General features: G+C 70.8%; 20 protein-coding genes. 7 read left to right on the top strand and 13 right to left on the bottom strand.

Translation table 11 applies throughout. The annotated features are described in order from the left end of the window. Positions 1 to 748: 748 nt before the first annotated feature. On the top strand, positions 749 to 1,936 hold the full coding sequence (locus JJ683_RS13225; protein ID WP_200174806.1) for a trans-sulfuration enzyme family protein: 1,188 nt from the start codon (positions 749 to 751) through the stop codon (positions 1,934 to 1,936). A 133-nt stretch (positions 1,937 to 2,069) separates the two neighbouring features. Next, complete coding sequence (locus JJ683_RS13230; RefSeq protein ID WP_200174765.1) at positions 2,070 to 3,707, top strand: NTF2-like N-terminal transpeptidase domain-containing protein; 1,638 nt, start codon at positions 2,070 to 2,072, stop codon at positions 3,705 to 3,707. A gap of 59 nt (positions 3,708 to 3,766) precedes the next feature. Here the strand turns inward: JJ683_RS13230 and JJ683_RS13235 are convergent, their stop codons facing one another. Further along, the gene (locus tag JJ683_RS13235; protein ID WP_200174767.1) at positions 3,767 to 4,687 is read right to left on the bottom strand and encodes a LysR family transcriptional regulator; all 921 of its coding nucleotides are present in this window, start codon (positions 4,685 to 4,687) and stop codon (positions 3,767 to 3,769) included. A gap of 101 nt (positions 4,688 to 4,788) precedes the next feature. Between JJ683_RS13235 and JJ683_RS13240 the strand changes: the two genes are divergently transcribed. Further along, positions 4,789 to 5,952 (top strand): YeiH family protein, encoded by a 1,164-nt coding sequence (locus tag JJ683_RS13240; RefSeq protein WP_200174769.1) that lies wholly within the window; start codon positions 4,789 to 4,791, stop codon positions 5,950 to 5,952. Between the two features lie 69 nt (positions 5,953 to 6,021). Here JJ683_RS13240 and JJ683_RS13245 read toward each other — a convergent pair whose 3' ends face one another. From JJ683_RS13245 to JJ683_RS13275, 7 genes are all read right to left on the bottom strand, one after another. Continuing rightward, positions 6,022 to 6,966: an alpha/beta fold hydrolase gene (locus tag JJ683_RS13245; protein ID WP_200174770.1), complete on the bottom strand. Its 945-nt coding sequence runs from the start codon at positions 6,964 to 6,966 to the stop codon at positions 6,022 to 6,024. 83 nt (positions 6,967 to 7,049) lie between these two features. Beyond that, positions 7,050 to 7,661 (bottom strand): MarR family winged helix-turn-helix transcriptional regulator, encoded by a 612-nt coding sequence (locus JJ683_RS13250; RefSeq protein ID WP_200174771.1) that lies wholly within the window; start codon positions 7,659 to 7,661, stop codon positions 7,050 to 7,052. 378 nt (positions 7,662 to 8,039) lie between these two features. Further along, a complete protein-coding gene (locus JJ683_RS13255) occupies positions 8,040 to 8,798 on the bottom strand; it encodes an SDR family NAD(P)-dependent oxidoreductase (RefSeq protein ID WP_200174772.1) in 759 nt (252 codons plus the stop codon). Positions 8,799 to 8,830: 32 nt separating this feature from the next. Continuing rightward, positions 8,831 to 9,928 (bottom strand): alkene reductase, encoded by a 1,098-nt coding sequence (locus JJ683_RS13260; RefSeq protein ID WP_200174773.1) that lies wholly within the window; start codon positions 9,926 to 9,928, stop codon positions 8,831 to 8,833. A gap of 381 nt (positions 9,929 to 10,309) precedes the next feature. Then, a complete protein-coding gene (locus JJ683_RS13265; RefSeq protein WP_200174774.1) occupies positions 10,310 to 11,788 on the bottom strand; it encodes a peptide MFS transporter in 1,479 nt (492 codons plus the stop codon). 40 nt (positions 11,789 to 11,828) lie between these two features. After that, on the bottom strand, positions 11,829 to 12,281 hold the full coding sequence (locus tag JJ683_RS13270; protein WP_307810916.1) for a DUF3054 domain-containing protein: 453 nt from the start codon (positions 12,279 to 12,281) through the stop codon (positions 11,829 to 11,831). A gap of 130 nt (positions 12,282 to 12,411) precedes the next feature. Next, positions 12,412 to 12,963, bottom strand: a complete 552-nt coding sequence (locus JJ683_RS13275) for a YceI family protein (protein ID WP_200174776.1) — start codon at positions 12,961 to 12,963, stop codon at positions 12,412 to 12,414. A 172-nt stretch (positions 12,964 to 13,135) separates the two neighbouring features. On the opposite strand from JJ683_RS13275, the gene JJ683_RS13280 reads away from it, so the two are divergent. Beyond that, positions 13,136 to 13,327 (top strand): hypothetical protein, encoded by a 192-nt coding sequence (locus JJ683_RS13280; RefSeq protein ID WP_200174778.1) that lies wholly within the window; start codon positions 13,136 to 13,138, stop codon positions 13,325 to 13,327. Positions 13,328 to 13,364: 37 nt separating this feature from the next. On the opposite strand, the gene JJ683_RS13285 is transcribed toward JJ683_RS13280, so the two are convergent. Together JJ683_RS13285 and JJ683_RS13290 are read right to left on the bottom strand one after the other, a co-directional pair. After that, positions 13,365 to 14,909 (bottom strand): adenylate/guanylate cyclase domain-containing protein, encoded by a 1,545-nt coding sequence (locus tag JJ683_RS13285; RefSeq protein ID WP_207280208.1) that lies wholly within the window; start codon positions 14,907 to 14,909, stop codon positions 13,365 to 13,367. 82 nt (positions 14,910 to 14,991) lie between these two features. Beyond that, positions 14,992 to 15,867: a TIGR03619 family F420-dependent LLM class oxidoreductase gene (locus JJ683_RS13290; protein ID WP_200174781.1), complete on the bottom strand. Its 876-nt coding sequence runs from the start codon at positions 15,865 to 15,867 to the stop codon at positions 14,992 to 14,994. A 202-nt stretch (positions 15,868 to 16,069) separates the two neighbouring features. Here JJ683_RS13290 and JJ683_RS13295 point away from each other — a divergent pair, with 202 nt between their 5' ends. Beyond that, positions 16,070 to 17,476: a carotenoid oxygenase family protein gene (locus JJ683_RS13295; protein WP_200174782.1), complete on the top strand. Its 1,407-nt coding sequence runs from the start codon at positions 16,070 to 16,072 to the stop codon at positions 17,474 to 17,476. Positions 17,477 to 17,616: 140 nt separating this feature from the next. Here the strand turns inward: JJ683_RS13295 and JJ683_RS13300 are convergent, their stop codons facing one another. After that, the gene (locus JJ683_RS13300) at positions 17,617 to 19,278 is read right to left on the bottom strand and encodes an FAD-binding dehydrogenase (protein WP_200174783.1); all 1,662 of its coding nucleotides are present in this window, start codon (positions 19,276 to 19,278) and stop codon (positions 17,617 to 17,619) included. A 271-nt stretch (positions 19,279 to 19,549) separates the two neighbouring features. On the opposite strand from JJ683_RS13300, the gene JJ683_RS13305 reads away from it, so the two are divergent. Then, the gene (locus JJ683_RS13305) at positions 19,550 to 20,185 is read left to right on the top strand and encodes a maleylpyruvate isomerase N-terminal domain-containing protein (RefSeq protein ID WP_200174784.1); all 636 of its coding nucleotides are present in this window, start codon (positions 19,550 to 19,552) and stop codon (positions 20,183 to 20,185) included. A 9-nt stretch (positions 20,186 to 20,194) separates the two neighbouring features. On the opposite strand, the gene JJ683_RS13310 is transcribed toward JJ683_RS13305, so the two are convergent. After that, on the bottom strand, positions 20,195 to 20,644 hold the full coding sequence (locus JJ683_RS13310; protein ID WP_200174787.1) for a DUF2269 family protein: 450 nt from the start codon (positions 20,642 to 20,644) through the stop codon (positions 20,195 to 20,197). Positions 20,645 to 20,795: 151 nt separating this feature from the next. Here JJ683_RS13310 and JJ683_RS13315 point away from each other — a divergent pair, with 151 nt between their 5' ends. Then, complete coding sequence (locus tag JJ683_RS13315; RefSeq protein ID WP_200174789.1) at positions 20,796 to 22,136, top strand: class I SAM-dependent methyltransferase; 1,341 nt, start codon at positions 20,796 to 20,798, stop codon at positions 22,134 to 22,136. Positions 22,137 to 22,286: 150 nt separating this feature from the next. Here JJ683_RS13315 and JJ683_RS13320 read toward each other — a convergent pair whose 3' ends face one another. Continuing rightward, positions 22,287 to 22,721 (bottom strand): YchJ family protein, encoded by a 435-nt coding sequence (locus JJ683_RS13320; protein WP_200174791.1) that lies wholly within the window; start codon positions 22,719 to 22,721, stop codon positions 22,287 to 22,289.

Raw genomic sequence — 22,721 nt, forward strand, 5'->3', positions numbered from 1 at the left:
TGAACCATCGCTCTCGTCGTCGCCCTGTCCTGGTCCCGCATGGCGGGTGTGCTGTGCTCGTCCCCGTCGGCAGCCCCCCGCCGTGCTCCGCAGGATCGCCTGCGGGCCCGCCGGCGGCCGCGCTCCCGCGGCCGGTGCAGCCGTCCGCGCGCTCCCGCCATTGTCCGGGATCCGCTCGCCGTCGACGGCGTATCGGCCCCTCCCGCCGGGGCACTGGAATGCGGCAGGGCCGGGCTGCCGGCGCGGGAGGCCACATCAATAATGCACATTCCCGTGGCGCGTGTCATATCTGAGTCCGATTGCGCAATCGGCACCGCAACGCGTTCGATATCGGCGTGGGGCGGGTGCCGCGGACTGCGTCAAGAATGTCTGTGAACTGCCATCGCGGCTGGGTCCGACGGGTTTCGGAATCGCCTACCAATGGGTAACGGAATTGCTACCGGTAGGTACGAGATTCGTTACCGACGGGTATCGGACGGCGTACCCGTCGGTAGCGATTCCGGTACTGTAATAGACGACACATCGCGGGTTCGGCCGGTGCACCGAACAGCCCGGATGCGGATGTCCGATACGCCCCGCCAGGCCCCGGCACGGCCCCGGGCATGCCCGGCCGCCCGCCGGCCGGGCATAGATTGGGTGCGTGAACGCCGACGATCCCGCTGCCCCTGATGCTGTCGCCCCTGCTGCCGCCTCCGGCCCCGCCGCTCCCGTAGTGCCGCGGGACGCCCGGCACTACGGATCCGGGACGATGCCGCCGGACGCGCAGGCCGGGCCGATGACCACGGCGGTGCACGTGGGCAACGAGATCGACGGCGGCACGGGCGCGGTGCGCACCCCGCTGGTGCTGGCCAACTCCTACGCCCTGCCCTACGACCCGTCGCAGATGAGCTGGTCGGGCACCGACGTGCCGTTCTATACCCGCAACAGCGGCGTCAACCAGCTGGCGCTGCAACGCAAGCTGGCCGCGCTCGAGGGGGCGGAGGACGCGGTGGTGCTGGCCAGCGGCGTCGCCGCGCTGCATGGCATCTTCTTCGCGCACCTCCAAGCGGGCGACCACGTAGTAGTGGCGGACGTGAGCTACGAGGCGATCTTCCGGCTGTTCTCCGACTTGCTGCCACGCAAGTACGGCATCCGGGCCGACTTCGTCGACGCGTCGGACCTGCAGGCCGTGCGCGCGGCGATCCGGCCGAACACGCGGCTCGTGCACCTGGAGACGCCCGCCAACCCCACCACCAAGATCACCGACGTCGCCGCAGTATCGGCCATCGCGCACGAGGCCGGCGCGCTCGTCTCGGTCGACTCCACGTTCGCCACGCCGCTCCTGCTGCGGCCGCTGGAACTGGGCGCCGACTTCGCGGTGCACTCGCTCACCAAGTACATCAACGGGCACGGCGACGCGATGGGCGGCGCGGTGCTGGGGTCGCGCGCGCTGATCGAGCCGATCAAGGCGGACGCGATGGTGGACGTCGGCGGCGTGATCAGCCCGTTCAACGCGTGGCTGATCGGACGCGGGGCGACCACCCTGCCGCTGCGCATGCGGCAGCACTGCGCCAACGCGCAGGCGGTGGCCGAACTGCTCGAGGCGGACGAGCGGGTCGCCTACGTGTACTACCCGGGGCTGGCGTCGCACCCGCAGCACGCGTTGGCCGCGCGGCAGATGCGCGGCGGATTCGGCGGGATGCTGGCCTTCGCGGTCGACGGCGACTCCGACGCGCAGAACCGGTTCGTCTCCCACCTGCGCATCGTCACCTCGGCGGTGTCGCTGGGCCACGACGAGTCGCTGATCGTGCACGTCTCCGGCGACGGCCCGCGGACGGCGCCGTACCCGGAGGAGTTCCGGAAGTACGGTCACCTGCGGTTCTCGGCCGGAATCGAGGATACCGAGGACCTGGTGGACGACATGCGCCGCGCGCTGGACGCCACCGTCGAGGCCTGAGTCGGGCACGTATGCTGCGAAACACGCCGCGCCACGCCGTCGGCCGGGGGAACATGCAGGTGACGGTGGTGTTCTGCACTTCGCCCGGGCACCCTGCGCCTGCAGAAGGGCACCGGCATAGGACAATCGTGGCGTGAGGAGGACATCGACGGTGGGAACCCGGGGGAGCAGGCGCCGCGCGCTGGCAGTACTGGCGGTGGCGGCGGCGCTGGTGGCGGGCCTTGTCGCGTGTGCGGACACCCCGTCGTCGGCGGAGAACATCGTCCGGCAGTTCACGGCGTCGATGAACAGCCGCAATGCGGCGTCGGCCGCCAATCTCACCGACAATCCCGCGGCCGCGCGCCCGGTGATCGAGCAGATGCTCGCCGGCCTTCCGGCCGAGGACATCGACTATTCGATCGAGCAGGTGGCGACCACCGGCGGCCGGTCCGGCAATGTCAGCCTCGAGGCCAAGTGGGACTTCGGCGACGGCCGCACCTGGCGGTACACCACCGACGGGCAACTCACCCAGCTTTCGATCGGCTGGCGGCTGGTGTGGTCGCCGGGCCTGATGGTGCCCAATCTGGGTGTGGGTCAGACGGTGCACCTAGGCCGCACCGACGCCGCGCCCCCCACGGTGCTCGACGCCGCGGGCGCGCCCTACATGCAGGAACAGAACGTGCACGAGGTGCGCTTGGATCCGGCGAAGGTGCGCGACCCGGCGGAGACCGCCCGCAGGCTCGCCGCGGCGCTCGCTCCGGTGGCGCCGCTGGTCACCGACGCCGCGCTCACCTCCAAGCTCGCGGACGCGCAGGGCAAGACAGTGGACGTGGTGGCGCTGCGCGACGGCGACTACGCGGTGCTCAAGAGCACCCTGGACTCGATCCCGGGCGTCGTGGTGGCGGAGGAGCCGCAGCTGGTGCTGGTCAACAGGCTGGCCACCTCGCCGGTCACCTCGGCGATCGCCGCGCGGTGGCAGGCCAGCCGCGACGCCACCGCGGGGTGGGAGGTCACCATCAACGACCCGGACGGCACCCGCCACCGGGTCGCCGGGGAACAGGGGCCTCCGCCGCCCGACCTGGCCACGTCCGTGGACCCGCACGTGCAGATCGCCGCGCGCAACGGGGTCGTGGGGGTGGGCCCGCCGGCGGCGCTCGTGGCGTTCCGGCCGTCCACCGGACAGCTGGTGGCCGTGGCGCAGAACAACCAGGCGCAGCAGGAGGAGGGCATCGTCGCGCTCGAACAGGCCGACGAGCCGGGCGTGATCTTCCAGGCGTTCCTGGACGCCGCGGGGGTGGACCCGGAGGACGAGGACGCGGTCGCGAACGCGGCGCGCCAGCTCGGCATCGGCGTCGACATCCCGGTGCCCGGACTCGACGTGAGCACCGGGAGCGCGGGCGACGACGGTGTCACCGCCACCACCTACGGAATGGCGGTGGCGGCCGCGACCATCTCGGTGGGCGCGCTGCCGCATCCGGTGCTGTTCGCCGGTGACGCGGGGAGCCCGCAGGGCGACCCGCCGGCGCTGCCTGGAGAACTGCGCGACAAGTACCGCGCAATGATGCACGAGTCCGTGCAGACGGGCGCGCTGACGTCGCTCAAGCGCCACGAAGGCCTCGATGCGCTGACGGGGCAGGTCGTCAGCACCAGGCCCAACCCGCCCAGCTGGCTCATCGGCATCAAGGGCGACCTGGCCTTCGCCGTCTACGTGGCGTCCACCGACGGAGCCTCCAACGCGGTGATCGTGGCCGACCAGTTCCTGCGGTGGCTGGAGCAGCCGCCGTCGGAGTAGGCCACGCCGGGTGGCAGGTGGTCAATGCCCGGGCCGGCCTCCGGTGCTGGGGAAGGTGCTCAGTGTTCGGGCAGGTATTGGGGCAGCCGTGACCGCCGGGCCTGATTGACCAGGTCGCCGGCGGGGCCGCCGAGGGTGCGCGGCGAGCGCCACACCGCGCGCAGCGTCCGGCGCAAGTCCAGGTCCTGCACCTGGACCTCGTGCAGCACGCCGCTGGCGATCCACGGCGCGGTGGCCAGTGTCGACAGGACCGCGGGGCCCACGCCCGCGAGCACGCTGGTGCGCACGGCCGCGCTGCTGCCCAGCTCCAGCAGCGGGGCGGGCCGCGGGAAGTCGGCGAGCGCGACGTCCAGCGTCGTGCGTGTGCCCGAGCCGGCCTCGCGCACCACCAGCGGGGCCGCGGCCAGCTCGGTGACCGTGAGCGGCCGGCGCAGCCGGGCCCACCGGTGATCCGGGTGCACGATCACGGTGAGCCGGTCCTGGCCGACCACCGTCGTGTGCAGCCCCTTGGCGACGTGTGGCGACTCGATGAAGCCGACGTCGTGCTCGCCCGCGAGTACCGCCGCCGCCACCTCCGTGGAGTTCTGCACGCGCAGGTGGACGCGCACGTCGGGGTGCTGTTCGCGGAATGCCCCCAGCCACGACGGCACCAGGTGCTCGGCGACGGTCATCGACGCGCCGATGCCCAGTTCGGATTCGCGCTCGCCGCGCAGGGCGGACGCGGCATCGAGCAGCCGCTCCGCGTCGGCCAGCAGCTCGCGGGCCCAGTGCGCGATCACCGTGCCCTGGGGCGTGAGCCGGGAACCGCGTGGGTTGCGGTCCAGCAGGGGCAGGCCCAGCCGTGTCTCGAGCCCGCGAAGCCGGCGCGTCGCATTGGGCTGGGCCATTCCGATGCGGCGCGCGGACGCGCCCAGGCTGCCGAGGTCGTCGATGCCGACGAGAAGCTCGAGCACCGTGAGGTCGGGCCACTCCTGCGTCATGCGTCGATCGTATGCCTCGACGTTAAGTCATGCTTCAACGATATGTGCTCATCCAGGTTTGGGGGCTACTGGAGGGGGCGGATCCGCAGCAACCTGGTGGCATGACGCAAGCAGATGTGGATACCGGGGGCCGCGAGCCGGCGGACGCCACGCGCAGCACGGGCCCGAGCGCCGTGCGCGCCGACCGGACGGGCGAGGGCAAACCGCCCGTGGCGCAGCGCCTCGCGGCGTGGGGCCGTGACGCGCTGCCCGGGCTCGCCGTCGTGGCGGTGTGCACCGGCCTGGCGATGCTCATCGGCCGGTTCACCCCGACGGTGAGCCCCCTGCTCATCGCCATCGTCCTGGGCGCAGTGATCGCCAACGTGGTCCCGCTGCCGCAGCGCATCGAGCCGGGCCTGACCTTCTCGGCCAAGCGGCTGCTGCGCGTCGGTGTCGCCCTGCTGGGGCTGCAACTGGTGGTCGGGGACATCTTCGACCTGGGCTGGGGTGTCATCGGGCTCATCGTGGCGGTCGTCGGCCTGGGCATCGTGTTCGGGATGTGGGCGGGGAAGCTGCTGGGGCTCACCTGGACCCAGCGCCTGCTGATCGCCTGCGGGTTCTCGATCTGCGGTGCAGCCGCAGTGGCCGCGGCCGACGGCGTCGTCGACGCGGAGGAAGAAGAGACGATCACCGCCATCGCGCTCGTCGTCATCTTCGGCACGCTCATGATCCTGGCGATTCCGCTGCTCACCGACCTGACCGGGATCACCGACGAGCAGGGTGGCCTGTGGGCGGGCGCCTCGATCCACGAGGTGGCCCAGGTGGTGGCGGCCGGCGGGGCGATCGGCGGCGGCGCGCTGGCCGTGGCGGTCGTCGTCAAGCTGGGACGCGTGCTCATGCTCGCCCCCGTGCTCACGGCCATCGGGCTCATGCGCCGGCGGGCCGACCGGGCGCGGGCCGCCGCCGGAGATGCGGGCTCGGGGGCCGGCGACGACGTGACGGGCGATGCGCCTGCGGCGGTGAAGCGCCCGCCGCTGGTGCCGCTGTTCGTCGTGATGTTCATCGTGTTCGTGGCGATCAGCTCGACGGGGATCCTGCCCGACCCGGTGCTCTCGGTGGGCAAGACCGTCGAGACCGCGCTGCTCACGGCCGCGATGTTCGCGCTCGGCACCGGCGTGCGGGTGGCGACGATGAAAAAGGTGGGGCCCAAGCCGTTCGTTCTCGCCCTGGTGCAGACGGTCTTCGTCGCGGCTCTGTCGCTGGGCGGGGTGCTGATCCTGACCTGAGGGGCGCCGGCCGGAGCGGGGGTGGACGGGGTGCGGGGCCGGCCGGCCCCGCACCGCCCTCTCTCTGTCTCAGTGCGGGGGGTCGTCGAGGCCGTCGAGGAAGTTCCGGGCGGCGTGGGCGATGGTGTCGGTCTCGTAGTCGTGGACGTAGTGTCCGGAGTTCAGGATCACCTGGCGGCTGTCGTGCACCGTGTCCAAGAACGCGCGTTGATACCCGCGCCAGGTGTCCGTGTCGATGCCGGTCCCCTCACCGTTCGAGGTGAAGAACAGCATCGGCACCTGCGGCGGCGGTGCGGCCCCGACCTTCTCGGCATTCTCCTTGACAGCCTCGATCTCGCGGATCATCGGCGTGGTCTCGGTGCGCCGGTACAGGATCGCCCGGTAGACCTCCTCATCCTCGGCGCTCAGCCCGCCCGAGGCGATCGCCGGACGGCCGTCGGCGAACGACGGGACCAGCCGCGTCAAGCCGAGCTTCGCCACCACCGAGAAGGCATGCAGCAGAAGGCTGTTCGGTATCGTGATGTCGGAATAGGATTGAGGAACCGCCGCGTCGAGCCCGACGATCCCCGCCACTTCCTCCGGCCGCACCTGCGCCCAGCGGATCGCGGTCAGCCCGGACATCGAGTGGGGGAGCAGGACGTACGGGCCGTGCACACCGGCCTCGACGAGGGCCTGCCGCGTCTCGCTCAGGACCGTGTCCACGTCCCGCGGTTCATCCGCGACATCGCTGTACCCGTACCCCAGTCGCTCGACGACCGCGATCCGGTAGTCGCCCGACAGCCGCGAGAACAGCGGCGTGAAGTCCAGGACCGGCGACGCGGTTCCCCCGCCGGCGAGGAATACGAGGGTGGGCGCATCCGGCGCCGCCCCTTCGCCGCCCTCGGTGTAGACGTGCATCCGATGGCCGTCGACTGAGACCATCGTGCCCGGCGGATCCATCAGCGAATCCTCGCGATCCAGCGCAATGCGGTGGTGGACGAAGCTCGCGGCGAGTGCGACACAGATGGTGAGCAACAGGGCCGTTCCCGCGACGGCCGCCCACCGCAGGGCCCGTCTCGTACGTCCTCGACCGGTGGACACTCCGGTGCCGGTGCCGATCACGATCGCCTGCCCGTCCGGTCGGCGACCGCGTCCGGGGTCTCCTGCGCGGTGGCGTCTTCGCCGCTCCGCGCGATCTGTGCCCCGGTGAGGTTCGCTTCCAGGGCGGCGAGAGCTTCGAGCGCGGAGATGCGCTCGGCTGCGGCCCACTCGCCCGTGGTCGAGGCTTCGAGTGTGGACCAGGCCCGTTCGACCTCGACCCGCAGCGCTCGGCTCTGCCCGGTCGCCTCGACGATGACGACGCGGCCGTCTTCGGGGCTCCGCGACGTGCGCACCAGCCCGGCCTTCTCGAGGCGTTTGATCGTGCGGGTGATGGTGGGGGCCTCGGACTCCAGCATGCGTACGAGGTCGACCTGGCGCTGCGGCCCCTCGGCCCACAGACGCATCATGACGAGTTCCTGGTTGGGGTACATGCCGACGTCCCGCAAGAGCTGCCCGGCCAGCGTCTTGTGCAGCCGTGCGACGCGGAAGATCGCGTGGCTGACCGGCGCGAGCCGGGCGAGGACGTCGTCGCTGCCCTCGCCGGCCGAGGTTCCGGGCGTATCGGCCGGTCCGTTCGAGTGCCGGACCTTCCCATCCCGTCGTCCCGGCTGCTCAGCCCCGTCGTCCATCCTGACCCTCTCGTCTCATTCCGTCGTCTCGAGGTTCTCGATCCGATACTGCGGACCCAGACCCACGGCTGTCTGCAGCCGCCGTCGGGACTCATCCTCGTCCAGGCGCGGCAACGCTGTGCGGGTGGGCAAGGGCACCCCCCAGGTGGCGGCGGGCCCCCGCCCGGCGGGACGAGCATGTCGATCAGCGCGTAGCGCCCGTCAGTCTCCTCGCCGGTGAGCAGGATCGTGTAGTCATCGCCGACGACACCGTAGTGCGGCAACTCCTCGTCGGAATCCGGGCGGGCGACGGCCAGGTCGCGCACCGGGTCGTCGTCGCCGAGCGGGGCTGCGGCCATTCTCCACTCCTCTCTGTCAGGATCGGCTCCGTCGCGGGGGTCAGTTCATGAACATCCCGCCGTCGACGTTGAGGGTCTGGCCGGTGATGAAATCGGCGTCGGGTGAGGCGAGGAAGAACACCGGGCCGACGAGGTCGCCGGGCTGCTGGTCCCGCTTGATCGCGCGCCCGTCGCGCTGCGACTCGATGAGTTCCGGCGCGAAATTCTCGCGGACGGGGCCCGTCATGGTGACGCCGGGCGTGACCATGTTGACGGTGATGCCGGCGTCGCCCACCTCGCGTGCCAGGCTGCGGGTGAAGCCCATCAGCCCCGATTTCGCGGAGACATAGTGCACCTGCCCCGCCACTCCGGGGAACATCGATGCGGAGCCGAAGTTGATGATGCGGCCCCTGCCGTGTCCCGTCATCAGCGGGAGCATCGTGTGCGTCACGAGGTAGTAGCCGGTCAGGTTCACCTCGATCACGTTGCGCCACAGTGCGGGCGTGGTGTCGGTGAAGGAGTGGAACGGGAAGTATCCGGCGCAGTTGACGAGGACGTCGAGGCGGCCGCCGCCGGCCCGTCGGACCGTCGCGGCGAGCGCGTCGACGTCGTCGCCATCGGTGATGTCGCCGGCGATGGTGACGAGCGCCGGGCCCGCGGCCATGTCGGTCTCGAGGGCCGACAAGGCATCTGCGGAGCGGTCGGTGCCCACGACCGTGTCGCCGTTGTCGAGGAACCTGCGGACCAGTGCTGCGCCGACGCCGCCGCCGGCTCCGGTCACCAGGACGATGCGTCCGTTCGTGTCGCTCTGTGTGGTCATGGCGTGCCTGTCCTTCCTGGGGGCGTGCGGGGTCAGACGGCGGCGACTGTCGCGGCGGCCGCATCCGTCATCGCCGGGTAAGTGGTGTAGCCGTGGTGGTCGCCGGCGTAGGCCTTGGACATGTCCGGGACGGCCAGCGGGGCGCCGGCGCGCAGCCGCGCGGGGAGATCCGGGTTCGCGATGAAGGCCTGCCCGAACGACACCAGGTCCGCGGCGCCGCTGTCGATCAGTGCGAGATGTTCCGGACCGGTGCGTCCTCCCGGAGTGGCCGGATTGAGCATGAAAGGCCCGCTCCAGGACCGCCGCAGTTCCGGCGTGAGATCCCGGTCGACGGATTCGAGGATGTGCAGGTATGCGAGGCCCCGACCGTCGAGGGCCTGCAGGATCAGCGGGTATACCTGCCGGTGGTCGTCTTCGTCGATGTCGTTGAGCGGATTGGCGGGCGAGAGTCGCAGCGCCGTGTGCGGCGCGCCGATCGCCTCGGCGACGGCCCGCGTCGTTTCGATCACCATGCGCGCCCTGTTCACGGCCGTACCGCCCCACCGGTCGGTGCGCCGATTGGCGTTCGTCGACAGGAACTGGTGCAGCAGGTATCCGTTCGCCCCGTGCAGCTCGACGCCGTCGAACCCCGCTGCCATGGCGTTGCGGGCGGCGAGCGCGAAGTCCTCGATCGTGCCCTCCACCTCCGCTGCAGTGAGCCGCCGCGGTTCGACGAAGTCCTGCATCCCGCCGCTGGTGAACACCTGCCCCGCCGCCTGCACCGACGAGGGACCGACGGGACGCTGCGGCGTCGGGAATGTGGAGGGGTGGCCGACGCGGCCGGTGTGCATCAGCTGCGCGAAGATGGTCCCGCCACGGCCGTGCACCGCCTCGGTGACGCGCCGCCACGCGCGTACCTGCACGTCATCGTGCAACCCGGGGGTGTACGGATAGCCCTGGCCGATGACGCTCGGCTGGGTCCCCTCGGTCACGATCAGGCCGGCTCCGGCGCGCTGCGCGTAGTAGAGCGCCACGTCCGTGGTGGGGCTGTTGCGGTCGCCGTAGGCGCGGCTGCGGGTCATGGGCGCCATGGCGATGCGGTTGCGCAGGGTCCGTCCCCCGAGGTCGATCGGATCGAATGCGGTGGTCATGGAAATCGTCTTCCAGTCGAAGTCAACGCTACTACTTAGCCGAACAACTAAGTGAGGTCACCGTATTCCTTGGCCGAGCAACTTTCAAGGGTGCGGCGTGCGTCGGGGGCTCGGACTCCGGGGCCGCTGCACCGCCGCCGCGCCCGAAGTTCGGGCGCGGTCGCGAGAGCTCCGCCGTCGCGCTCGAACTTCAGGGGCGACAGTCACGTCACGCTCGAAGTTCGAACGCGGTGGTGCATCGCGCCCGTAGTTGCCCCATCCAGTGCGAAGTTACGAACCCGATGGCACAGTTACGGGCGCGACGTGGCGTTACGTTCGAACTTCGGGCGCGAAACCGCCGTGGCGTTCGAACTTCGAACGCCACGGCGGGGAAGACCCGCCCTACTTCACCCCGCTCATGAGCTTCTTGATCCCTGGCGAGGCGACCGCCAGCACCATGCCGACGGCCACGGCGACGAGCCCCAGTGTGGCGAAGTACGGCGCTTCGTTGTCCTCGTCGTAGTAGCGGGCCAGAGTGCCTGATAGCGCAGTGCCGAGCGCCACCGAGAGGAAGAACAGTGCCACCATCTGCGTGTGGAATGCCCGGGGTGCGAGCTTGGTGGCCAGCGACAGGCCGACGGGGGAGAGCATGAGCTCGGAGGTCGCGAAGACGCCGAGGATGAGCACGAGTCCCCACACTGGCGCGGTGTTCTGGCCCGCCGGCATGAGCAGGAACAGCAGGAAGGCGACGCCCATGCCGCCGGTGCCCAGCGCGAACTTGATGGGGGTGGCGGGCTGCCGGTCGCCCATCTTCGTCCACATCGCGGCGAAGGCGCCGGCGCCGACGACCACCCACACGGGTTCGATCGACTGCACCCAGGACACCGGGAACTCCCAGCCGAACAGGTTGCGGTCGAGCCGCTTGTCGCTGTAGATCGTCAGCACTGTGAAGATCTGCTGGAACAGCGACCAGAACACGACCGAGGCGATGAACATCGGCATGAACGCGATCACGCGTCGGCGCTCGACGTGGGTGACCTGGCGGCTGGTGAGGATGACGAGGAAGTACAGGAGAGTGGCCGCAGCGGCGATGCCGACGACGATGTCCGAGAGCCTGTCGGCGGTGACGACCCCGGTGACGGAGAGGACGGCGACGATGACGATGACGGCGACCGCGCCCCCGGCGTAAGCGAGCCGCTGGTTGCGGCTGAGCGGGTCGCTGGGCCGGGCGCCGACGCCGTGCAGGTTGCGTCGGAACACCGTGTACTGGATCAGTCCCAGCGCCATGCCGATGGCGGCGAGCCCGAAGCCCCAGTGGAAGCCGGCATTGTCGCGCAGCAGCCCGGTGAGCAGGGGGCCGACGAGCCCGCCGATGTTGATGCCCATGTAGAACAGCGAGAATCCGGCGTCGCGCCGCTCGTCGTGCTCGTCGTAGAGGTCGCCGACGAGGGAGGTGGCCGTGGCCTTGACGCCGCCGCTGCCGAACGCCACCAGCACCAGGCCGACGCCCACCCCGAGCAGGCCCGGCAGCACCGACAGGGCGATGTGGCCGCCCATGACCAGGATGGCGCTGTAGAACAGCGTGCGTTCGCCGCCGAGGACCCTGTCCGCGATCCACCCGCCGACGATAGTCGAGATGTAGACCATGCCGCCGTAGGCGCCGACTATCCCGGTGGCCGTGTGCTCCGAGATCCCCAATCCGCCGTCGGTGGTCTGGTAGTACAGGTAGATCAGCAGGATCCCCTGCATGCCGTAGAACGAGAACCGTTCCCACATCTCGACGCCGAACAGGTTGGTCAGCGCCAGCGGCTGTCCGAAGAAGGCGCGGTCCCTGCGGGCCTCGCGGGTGTCCTGCTCCGGCGCGGGGGGAGTGGAGGTCATGGGGTCCAGCCTGGCAGCCGTCCCAGTGCTGCGCGCGTATCTACCGTCGGCGCGCCGCGACGAGCTGCGCCAGCAGCCGCCAGCCCACCAGCGTGAGCAGGTTGAACAGCGTCGCCACGATGACGAAGGCGAACGCGGTGCCCTCTCCGGTGGCCGCGCGCAGCAGCATTCCGCACAGGACCGTCGCGACCCACACGGTGACGCCGGCTGGCCAGGCGCGCTGGGGGCGCACGGTGCGTCCGGCGCGGCGGGACAGGGCGTACACCACAACCCAGCCGACGGCGAGGCCGACGAGGAACGGCCATGCGGTGGTCAGCGTGCCGACGACGCCGTTCGTCTCGTCGTGCGATTGGCGGCCGATCGCGGCGAACAGGATGACGAGCCATGCGTCCGTCACCGCGGTGACGGCCACGACCGCCGGAGTGACGACGGCGCCCCGCGGGGTCTTGCCGTCGGGCGTCGCAGTGCCGGTGCGTGCTCCGTCGTCGCTCACGGGCACCACCGTAGCCGGTGACGGCGTTGCGCCGGCGGGACGCCTGCGCGCGGCCGCCGGGGTGCCGGGGCCGCGCGCAGGCGGTGTCGGGGGCCGATGGGAACTCCCGCCCGCGAGGGTCGGGGTCCGGTCAGGCGGCCAGCCGGGCCTGGGCGTCGATGCTGATCGTGATCTTGTCGCCCACTGCGGCGCCGCCGCCGTCGAGCGGCATGTCGAGCGTGATGCCGAAGTCCTTGCGGTTGAGGACCGTCGACGCTTCGAAGCCTGCTACGGGGCCGTCGCCGGTGCCCGGGTTGACGCCGGTGAGCTCCAGGTCCATCTCGATGGGCTTGGTGACGCCGCGGAGCGTGAACTCGCCGGTGAGCACGTGCGCGCCGCCCTTGGCGCGGATGCCGGTGGAGCGGAAAGCGGCGACGGGGTGGGTCTCGACCTCGAAGTAGTCGGCCGAGCGCACGTGCGCGTCGCGCTGGTCGTTTCCGGTGTTGATGGAGCCGACGTTGATGTCGGCCACCACGGTGGCCTCGCCCTCATCGCTGATGGTGATCTGGCCGGTGAACTCGTCGAATTTCCCGCGGACCTTGCTCACCATCATGTGCCGGACGCTGAAGCCGATGCTGGAGTGGACGGGGTCGAGGTTCCAGGTGCCGGCGGTCAGTCCCGAGTCGCGAACGGATGTCGTCATGGTTTGTTTCCTCCGCAATGATTGACGTTTCAACAAGGCTAACCGGATCGAGTGCCGATGTAATCCCCCAGTGACCAACGCCACCGTGGGCACAGGGTGAGGAGGGATGCGGGCGGTACGGTGACGGCGTCTGCGACGGTTGGGGGGACGGTCGAGCGAAGGGGCGAGGGCAGTGGTGATGGGTGGCGGGATCGGAGGCGGCGGGCCCAAGTGGGCGCCGGGGCACAGCAAGGAGACGCAGCAGGCGATGCTCGCCGAGGAGTGGATGATCGCCGAGCGCAACCGTCGGCAGACCGAGGCGATCCAGCGTTTCCTCGGCCGCGTGGTCCGCCGGGTGCGCGAACTTCTCAAGCGCGGCGGCTGACTCGGCGGCGGGGCCGGCTGAGCGCGGCACGGGGGCGTTACCGCACCTGCAGCCCGACGAGGTCCGGCGGGTACGACGTGCGCCGCGGCGTCGCCAGCCGGGTCCTCGCCCCGCGTCCGCGCAGCAGCACCCGCTCGCGCAGGCGCCAGTGCGACTGCTCCGACGGGCCCGCGGCGTCGATGGTGCGCTGCGATGCCAGGACCCGGCCCGGGCGCTTCTTCGCCAGGTCGGTGAGCCGGGCCGCTTCGTTGACGGGGTCGCCGATCACGGTGTACTCGTAGCGGTTCGATGCCCCCACGTATCCGGCGACGACGGGGCCGGAGGACACGCCGATGCCCGCGTCGGCGATGCCGAGCCGCATGATCTCGGTGCGCAGCTCGCGGGCGGCGCGCAGGGCGGCGCCGGCGGGGTCGTCCAGGTGCTCGGGGGTGCCGAAGATCGCGAGCGCCGCGTCGCCCTCGAACTTGTTGATGAACCCGCCGTTGCGGTCCACCACGTCGACGGCCACGCGGAAGAAATCGTTGAGCATGCCCACCACGTCTTCAGGCCGGTGCACGGTGGCCAGCCCGGTGGAGCCGATGATGTCGGTGAACAGCACGGCGACGTCGTCGATCTCGCCGCCCAACGCGGTGCCCTGCTCCACCGCGTGCCGCGCGACGTCCTCGCCGACGTGCTTGCTCAGCAGGTCGCGTACCAGCTCGCGCTCGGCCAGCCCGGCCACCATGCGGTTGAAGCCGGCCTGCAACTTGCCGATCTCCGAGCCGTCGTACACGCTCACCCGCGCATGGGTGGACCCGTTCTCCACCTCCCGCATGGCGTCGCTGACCTGCCGGACCGGGTCGGCGATGGAGCGCACGACGTAGAGCATGCCGACGCCGCCGACGGCGATCGCCAGGACCCCCAGCACGAACACCGCCGAGCCGATGGGGCCGGTCTGCCGGTCGCTGAGGCCGGCGGCCTCGGGGAACGCCAGCAGCACGATGCCGAATACCGGCATGGCGGTGCTGAGCGCCCAGATCACCATCACGCGGGTTTTCACGCCGGATGTGCGCCAGGTGGCGTCCGGGTCGGATGCGGCGGCCAGCGCGACCAGGCCGCGCAGCTCCCGTTCCCCCATCACGTAGGCGATTGCGCAGGCGGTGGTGGCGCCCATCGTGATGGTCACCGTCACCAGCGTGACCAGTTGCGTGCCGCCCTGCAGATTGGTGGCCAGGAAAACGACGAGGCCGACGGCCCAGGTGGCCACCTGCACGGTGAGCTGGCGCATCGGCTGGCGCAGGGTGGCGCGCCGCTCCCGTGGGGTGGGCGGTCCGCCGCGCGCCGTCCACGCCAGGATGGGCCGGCCCGCGATGAGCCCGCCGCCCAGGAGCATCACGGCCGCGATCGGCATGAAGACGAAGAAGACGACGGCGTTGGCGCGGTCGAGCCGCAGGGGCGTGACGCCGGTGGGCAGCGGCAGCACCTCCAAAACCAGGAGGAACACCACGATGCCGCCGATGAGGTGTGCAAGCATGAGCTTGGCCGCGTAGGCCAGGACCGGCCGGCGCACCAGCTCGCGGACCTGCAATGCTTGCATTTGCATACACCCAAGCTAACGGCTGCGCGCGGCGCCCGCCACGCCCGGACCGGTGGGATGGTTCACGTCGGTCCCACCGGGAGGGAGGTCAGTCGCACTTGCTGATGACCTTGTCGGAGAATTTCCGCAGCGCCGTGATCTTCTCCTCCAGCGGCTGGGTATCCTGCTCCATCTGGTAAGGCATCCGGAATCCGACCGTCACGTCGGTCACGCCCTTGTCCTCGAGCCGCTTGACGCCGTCCACGGAGAACGCGTCGATGGAGGCCACGTGGATCTCGAACGGATCGCCCTCCTTGCCCTCCGCCTTGCGCACGGTGGCCAGGCGGGTGAGGATCTCGTCGAGCTCGTCGGTCTCGCCGCCGGCGTGCATCCAGCCGTCGCCCAGGCGCACCGCGCGGCGCAGCGCGGCGTCGCTGTGGCCGCCGACCAGCATCGGGACCGGTTTGCTGGGCACCGGGTTGATCTTGATCGACTGCAGGTCGTAGATCTCGCCGTGGTGCTCGAAGTACCCGCCGGAGGTCAGCCCCCTGATGATCCGCATGGCCTCGTTCATGCGCTTGCCGCGCTTGGGGAACGGCACGCCCATCACGTCGAAGTCCTCGGGCCACGGGCTCAGGCCCACGCCCAGGCTCAGGCGGTTGTCGTAGAGGGCGGCGATGGACGCGGCCTGCTTGGCGACGAGCACGGGGGGACGCACCGGCAGCTTGAGCACGAACGGCACGAACCGGATCCGCTCGGTGGCCTGCGCCATCGCGGTGATGAGGATGAACGCCTCGATGAACGGCTTGTTCTCCAGGAACTCGCGGCTGCCGTCCGGGGTGTAGGGGTAGGTGGAGTCGGAGACCTCGGGGTAGCAGATGCTGTCCGCGACGGCGAACGAGTGGTAGCCCGCGTCCTCGGCGGCCTGCGCCAGAGGCACGTAGTACTGGGGGTTCGTCATGGCATCGGCAAAGGTGAATCGCACGCGCTGCTCCCGGGGTCGTGAGGGTTCGTCGGAATTCCGGTCCGTCGCGTCATGCTAGGCCGGACTGGTGTCCAGCGGGCGGCCGGTAGGTGATCAGTGGGACAATTGCCCGCCGCGGATTCGCCGGAACCCGCGTGACGGCGCCGTTGCACGCGCATAATCGGAGCCGACGTCGCCGGACGGCACCTTTCGAGGAGAGACGATGACCGCATTCGACGAGTTGCCCTCCCCGGTGGACCCGGCCACGAACCCGCACCTGCGGGGGGTTTTCGAGCCGCAGCGTGCCGAGATCGACTCCGCGGAGCTCGAGGTGCAGGGCGAGCTGCCCACAACGCTGCGCGGCAGCTACCTGCGCAACGGCCCCAATATGCGCTTCGACCCCATCGGGTCGTACCTGTACCCCATCGACGGCGACGCGATGGTGCACCGCATCGAACTCGACGGGGCCGGCGCGCGTTACCGCAACGCCTTCGTGCGCACCCCGGCCCTGGTGGCGGAGGAGGCGGCGGGGCGCGCGCTGTGGCCCGGAATCATGACGCTGTATCGGCCCGGGCCCGAAGTGGTGGGCGACGACCTGGCCTACAGCGACCGCGACCTGCCGGACATCAACGTGGTCCGGCACGGCGGGCGGCTGCTGGCCCTCGCCGAGTCGGCCCCGCCGTTCCGCCTCGACCCGGCCGACCTGCGCACGGTGTGCAAGGAGACCTTCGACGGAGTGGTGCCGGCCGGGCTCACCGCGCACCCCAAGGTGGATCCGGCGACGGGGGAGATGTTCTCGTTCTGCTACTCGCTCGAGGCGCCGTACCTCACGTGGACGGCGATCGGGCGGGACGGCGTCCCCACGCGGCCGGTGACGGCGGTGGACGGGCTCGACGTCCCCGTGATGATCCACGACATGGCCCTCACCGCGACATACCTCGTGGTGCCGGTGTGCCCGCTGGTGTTCGACATCGGCGCAGCGATGACGGGCGGATCCGTGCTGCAATGGCGTCCGCGAATGGGAGCGCGGATCGCGCTCATCCCCCGCGACGGCGCGCCGGTGCGCTGGTGCTCCGACGAGGCGTTCTGGATGTGGCACACCGCCAACGCGTACGACGCCGGCGACGGCACCGTGGTGCTGGACTACGTCCAGTGGGATCACCCGGGGGTCGTGATCGGAGCGCAGGAACCGGCCGCCAGCACCCTGGTGCGGGCGGTGCTGGACCCGGCGACGGGGCGGATGACGCGCACCGAGCTGGCCGACGGGACCATGGAGTTCCCGCGCATCGACGACCGCCTCATCGGGCGCCCGCACCGTCAGGTGGCGACGGTGGGCGAGAGTGCCGGATCGGACCTCGTCGGCGGCGACGCGGACCTGCTCAGGTGGTACGACCTCGACACGGGTGCGGGCGTCACGTGGGGCGACGCGGCGCTGTCGTTCGGCGAGCCCGTGCATCTGCCCGCCGGCGACGGCGCGCACTACTGGGGCTCCATCGTCACCGATCGCAGTGACCGGACCAGCTGGTTCTACGTGTTCGACGGCGAGGAGCCGCACGCGGGCCCACGCGCCCGCGTGCGGCTGCCGCACCGGGTGCCGGCGGGGCTGCACGGGGCCTGGCTGCCGGGGTAGTGAGCGGCGCTCCCTTACGCGTGCCCACCGCCTCTTCCGCGGCTACTCATCAGGACAAGGATGAATCGGCGGCGCAGGTGTACCCGGACTACGGAGTAGCGTCCTCGGGGTAGACAACTCTGGGTGCGGGGGCACTGCCGCTATCCCAGGTCGCGTGCCAGCGCCCGGCCCGCCGCCCGGCCGGAGAAGATGCATCCACCCAGGAACGTCCCCTCCAGCGCGTTGTATCCGTGCATGCCGCCGCCGCCGAACCCGGCGACCTCCCCGGCCGCGTAGAGCCCGTCGAACGCGGTACCGTCGGGCCGCATGACCTGCGAATCGAGGTTGGTCTCAAGGCCACCCAGCGTCTTGCGGGTGAGCAGGTGCAGCCGCACCGCGATGAGCGGGCCGTGGGCCGGGTCGAGCAGCTTGTGCGGCCTGGCCACCCGGGTGACCTTGTCCGCCAGGTAACTGCGCGCGTTGCGTACGGCCATGAGCTGCAGGTCCTTCGAGTAGGTGTTGTCGAGCTCGCGGTCGCGGGCCAGCACCTCGCGCTCCACCTGCGCGTAGTCGAGCGTGGGGCCCGAGCCGATGGCGTTCATGCCGTCGACGAGAGAGCGCAGGTCGTCGCGCACCACGAAGTCCTCCCCGTAGCGCATGAAGCTGTCCACCGGGCCCGGCGCGCCCTTGCCCACGCGTCCCAGCAGCAGCTTGAGGTCCTTGCCGGTCATGTCGGGGTTCTGCTCGGAGCCCGAGAGCGCGAACTCCTTCTCGATGATCGACTGCGTGAGGATGAACCACGTGTGGTCGTGCCCCGTGCCCAGAATGTGCTTGAGGGTGCCGAGCGTGTCGAACCCGGGGAACAGCGGCGTCGGCAGCCGCCGGCCCTCGGCGTCGAGCCATAGTGACGAGGGCCCGGGGATGATGCGGATGCCGTGGTCCGGCCAGATGGGGTCCCAGTTGACGATGCCCTCTGTGTAGTGCCACATGCGGTCGCGGTTGACGATGCTGCCGCCCGCGTTCTCGGTGATCTCCAGCATGCGGCCGTCGACGTGCGCGGGAACCCCGCAGATCATGTTCTGCGGCATGCGCCCCAGCCGGTCCACGGGCCAGTTCTTGCGCACCAGCTCCTGGTTGCCGCCGATGCCGCCGGAGGTCACCACCACCGCCTGCGCCCGCAGCTCGAACTCCCCGGCCCGGTCCCGGTTGGACTTGACGCCCCGGGACTCGGTGGACGGTGACAGCACGGTGCCGCGCACGCCCACCGCAGTGCCGCCCTCGACGATCACCTCGTCCACCTGGTGCCGGTGCCGGAAGGCGACCAGCCCCCTCTTGGCCGCCGCCATCACCGGTTCGGCGAAGATGCGCACCACCTCCGGGCCGGTGCCCCACGAGATGTGGAAGCGGGGCACCGAGTTGCCGTGGTCCAGGGCGGTGCCGCGCCCGCGCTCCGCCCAGCCGACCGTGGGCATGAACCGCATGCCCAGGTCGTGCATGTAGGCACGCTTCTCGCCCGCCGCGAACTGCACGTAGGCCTGCGCCCACTGCCGCGGCCAGTGGTCCTGATCGTCACGGTCGAACCCGGCTGAGCCGCTCCAGTCCTGCAGCGCCAGGTCGTAGGAATCCTTGATGCCCATGCGCCGCTGCTCCGGGCTGTTCACCAGGAAGATCCCGCCGAGCGACCAGAACGCCTGCCCTCCCAGATTGGCCTCGTTCTCTTGGTCCACCACCAGGACCTTGCGCCCGGCGCGGGTGAGCTCGTAGGCGGCGACGAGCCCGGCCAGGCCGGCTCCCACCACGATCACGTCGGCGTCTTGGGTCATCTGCGCTCCTCGGGGTCGGGCGGGTCCGGCGTGCAGTGGTGCGGGCGGGGTGCGGCTGTGGCTGCGACTGTGGCTGGGGCTGTGGCTAGGACTGCGGCTGGGACTGCGGCTGTGTTGATCTGGGCGGGTGTCCGCCCGCCCATTGAAACGTATCGAGTTCGCCGGTGGAGCGGAAGAGGCACAGCTGGCGCTCCGCCGCGTTGGTGGCTCTCCGGTGCTCCGGCCGGGCTCGGGCACCGGAGAACGGCTGACTCGGCGCTAGTCTCGGTGCATGGGCGACGACTACGAGGGACTGGTCGACGAGGTGCGCGCGTCGGGGGAGCGGCTGCAGGCCACCCTCGCCGGCATGACCGATCAGCAGGCGCGGGAGCCGTCGCTGCTGCCGGGGTGGACGCGGGGGCATGTGGTGACGCACCTGGCGCGCAATGCGGATGCGATGTGGCGGTTCGCGCGTGGGGTCGTCGACGGCCGTCCCGCGCCGGCGATGTATCCGGGCGGGCCGGATGCGCGGGCGTCGGCGATCGAGGAGGGCGCCGACCGGCCGGCGGAGCTGCTGCGGGCGGACCTGGAGTTCTCCGGTGCGCGGGCGGCCCGGACGATGGGGAGCATCGACGGAGCATCGCTGGACACGGACATCCACTGGAAGCACACGGTGCCGGCCCGGATGATCCCGGTGCTGCGGTGGCGCGAGCTGGAGATCCATCACGTGGACCTGGGTCTGGGGTACACCCCCGCCGACTGGTCGGCCGCGTTCGTCGCGCACACCCTGGCCACTGAACTGCCCGCGCTGCCCGGCACCGGCTGGGACGGCGAGACGCCCGACCTGCCCGAGGCGGAACTGCTCGCCTGGCTGATCGGGCGGCCCACCCGCGAGGACCTGCCTGCGGTGCCGAGCTGGCCGTATTGATCTCTCGGCTTACGCGCCCGGCTTGTAGACCATCAGGAATACGGTCGCCAGGAACAGCAGGGCGATGACGCCGCCGGAACCCGCCACCTTGCCGATCAGTGCCGACGCGGATTCACCTGCCTTGAGCTTCTCGACGGCGGAGTCGAGCGCGGGGACCACCACGATGAGCGCGATGACGATGGCCACGAACCACAGGATCAGCGAGATCCAGATCCACGGCTCGGAGAACGACGCGACGGTCTCATCGTCCCAGGGGTACTTGGACGACATGAGTCCGAAGCCGAAGATCACCGCCAGGAACGACGCGTACGAGTAGATCCGGGTGGACTTGGACGACGTCGCGACGGCACCGGCGTCCCCGGTGCGCAGCCCGCGCGAGGCGGTCGTGGTCGCGTGGATCAGCGGGCCGATGGCGAAGATGGCGAACACCAGGTGCAGCGCCAGCATGATCTTGTACATGCCCGAGACGGTACGGGACCGGTCCGCGGCAGGTTAAGTGCGCGGGCCGGGACGTGACCGGGCCCGCACGCGTGCTCATGCCGCTGCGGCGCCGGCGCCCGAATCCGCGGAAGCACCCCGGAGGAGGCGCCGCCGGAGCACAATCGTCCTTGTGGGTTCGGTAGCGGCGGGCATCCTGACGACGTTCGAAGACGTGCTCAAAGCGCCGCTGCCGTTGCGGCTCGTCGCGTGGGACGGCTCCGAGGCCGGCCCGGCGGACGCCCCGGTGCGCGTGGTGTTCCGCAATCGGCGCGCGCTGCGCCGCATCCTCTACTCGCCCGGCGAGCTCGGCCTGGCCCGCGCCTACGTCTCCGGCGACCTGGAGGTGCAGGGCAGCGTGTTCGACCTGCTGGACATGCCGCAGATCATCGAGCGGGTCTCCAGTCACGGCGTGCGCGGGGTCGACTCGCGTTCGATCCGCAGGGGCGTCGCGCGCATGATCCGGCACGGCGTCGTCGGCCCGCCGCCGCGGCCGCCCGCGACGGAGCTGCGCAGGCGCGCGGGCGGGCGGCACAGCGAGCATCGCGACGCCGTCACCGTCTCCTCGCACTACGACATCGGCAACGAGTTCTATCGGCTGCTCCTGGGGCCGACGATGATGTATTCGTGCGGGTACTGGGCGGACGGCTGCACCTCCGTCGACGACGCCCAATGGGCCAAGTGCGAGCACATCAGCCGCAAGCTGGATCTGCGGCCAGGGACGCGGCTGCTGGACGTGGGCTGCGGCTGGGGCGCCATGGCCATCCACGCCGCGCGTGAGCACGGCGCGCGGGTGGTGGGAGTGACGGTGAGCCACGAGCAGGTGGACCTGGCACGCCGTAGGGTCGCCGAGGCCGGCGTCGAGGACCTGGTGGAGATCCGTCTGCAGGACTACCGCGAGGTCCGCGACGGCCCGTTCGACGCGATCTGCTCCATCGGGATGGCCGAGCACGTGGGCCTCGATCACTTGCCGGTGTACGCGGAAGACCTGTTCGGCCTGTTGCGCGACGGCGGCCGGCTGCTCAACCACCAGATCTCCTCGGTGCGGCCGCTACCGCCCGGCCACTCGGCGCGGGCGCGTGTGCAGGGCGGGGCGCGGGTAGTGTCCTCTGGGCGTAAGGCGGCGCGCACCTTCATCGACCGGTACGTGTTCCCCGACGGGGAGATCCTGCCGCTCAGTGCCACTGTCGACGCGCTGGAGCGGGGCGGCTTCGAGGTACGCGACGCGGAATCGCTGCGCGAGCACTACGCGCTGACGTTGCGGGCCTGGGTGGCCAACCTGACCGCGCAGTGGGACCGGGCGGTGACGCTGGTGGGGGCCGAGCGTGCGCGGACTTGGCTGATGTACCTGGCGGCCAGCGCCATCGGCTTCGAATACCCGCACCGACTGGGGCTCAACCAGACGCTGGCGGTGCGCCCGGGCCCGGGCGGCGAGAGCGGCATGCCCCGCACGCGTGGGTGGATGTACGGCTGACAGAGGGCTGACGGAGTGTCTCGCCGCTGTGCCGCTCGCCTAGGAGGCTACTCGGCAGTACAGGCGATCCGGCGGCCCCGAGTGTGTCCGTGCTGTTGAGCAGGCGCAGAGAATCGGGAGCGCGCGGCAGAGCCCGGTGCGGGGACCTCCTCAGACCGTGCCCTGGTACACCCACTCCCCGTCGACGCGGGCGAACCGGCTGTTCTCATGCTGCCGGCCCCGCTGGAAGGATCCGCCGGGCCCGCGGGTGTGGTACTGGGCCACGAACTCCACTGTGCCCGCCTGCTCCAGCAGCCCGCCGCCGGTGGTGGCGACGATCGTCAGCCGCGTCCACTGCACGCCCGGGTCGAGCGTGAGCGTCCGCGGCCGGGTGTCCGGATGCCACGTGCGCAGCAGATAGTCGGCGTGGCCCGCGACGAACGCCGTGTACCGCGAGCGCATGAGTTTCTCGGCGGTGGGCGCCGTTGCGGGTGCGCCCCCGTCCTCGCCGTGAAACCGCCCGCAGCATTCGGCATACGGGGGGCCGAATCCGCAGGGGCAGGGTGCGTCCGGGCGGAGTGCGCCGTCGCGGCGGAAATCGCTCAT

Source organism: Tomitella cavernea, assembly GCF_016599145.1.
Lineage (GTDB): Bacteria > Actinomycetota > Actinomycetes > Mycobacteriales > Mycobacteriaceae > Tomitella > Tomitella cavernae.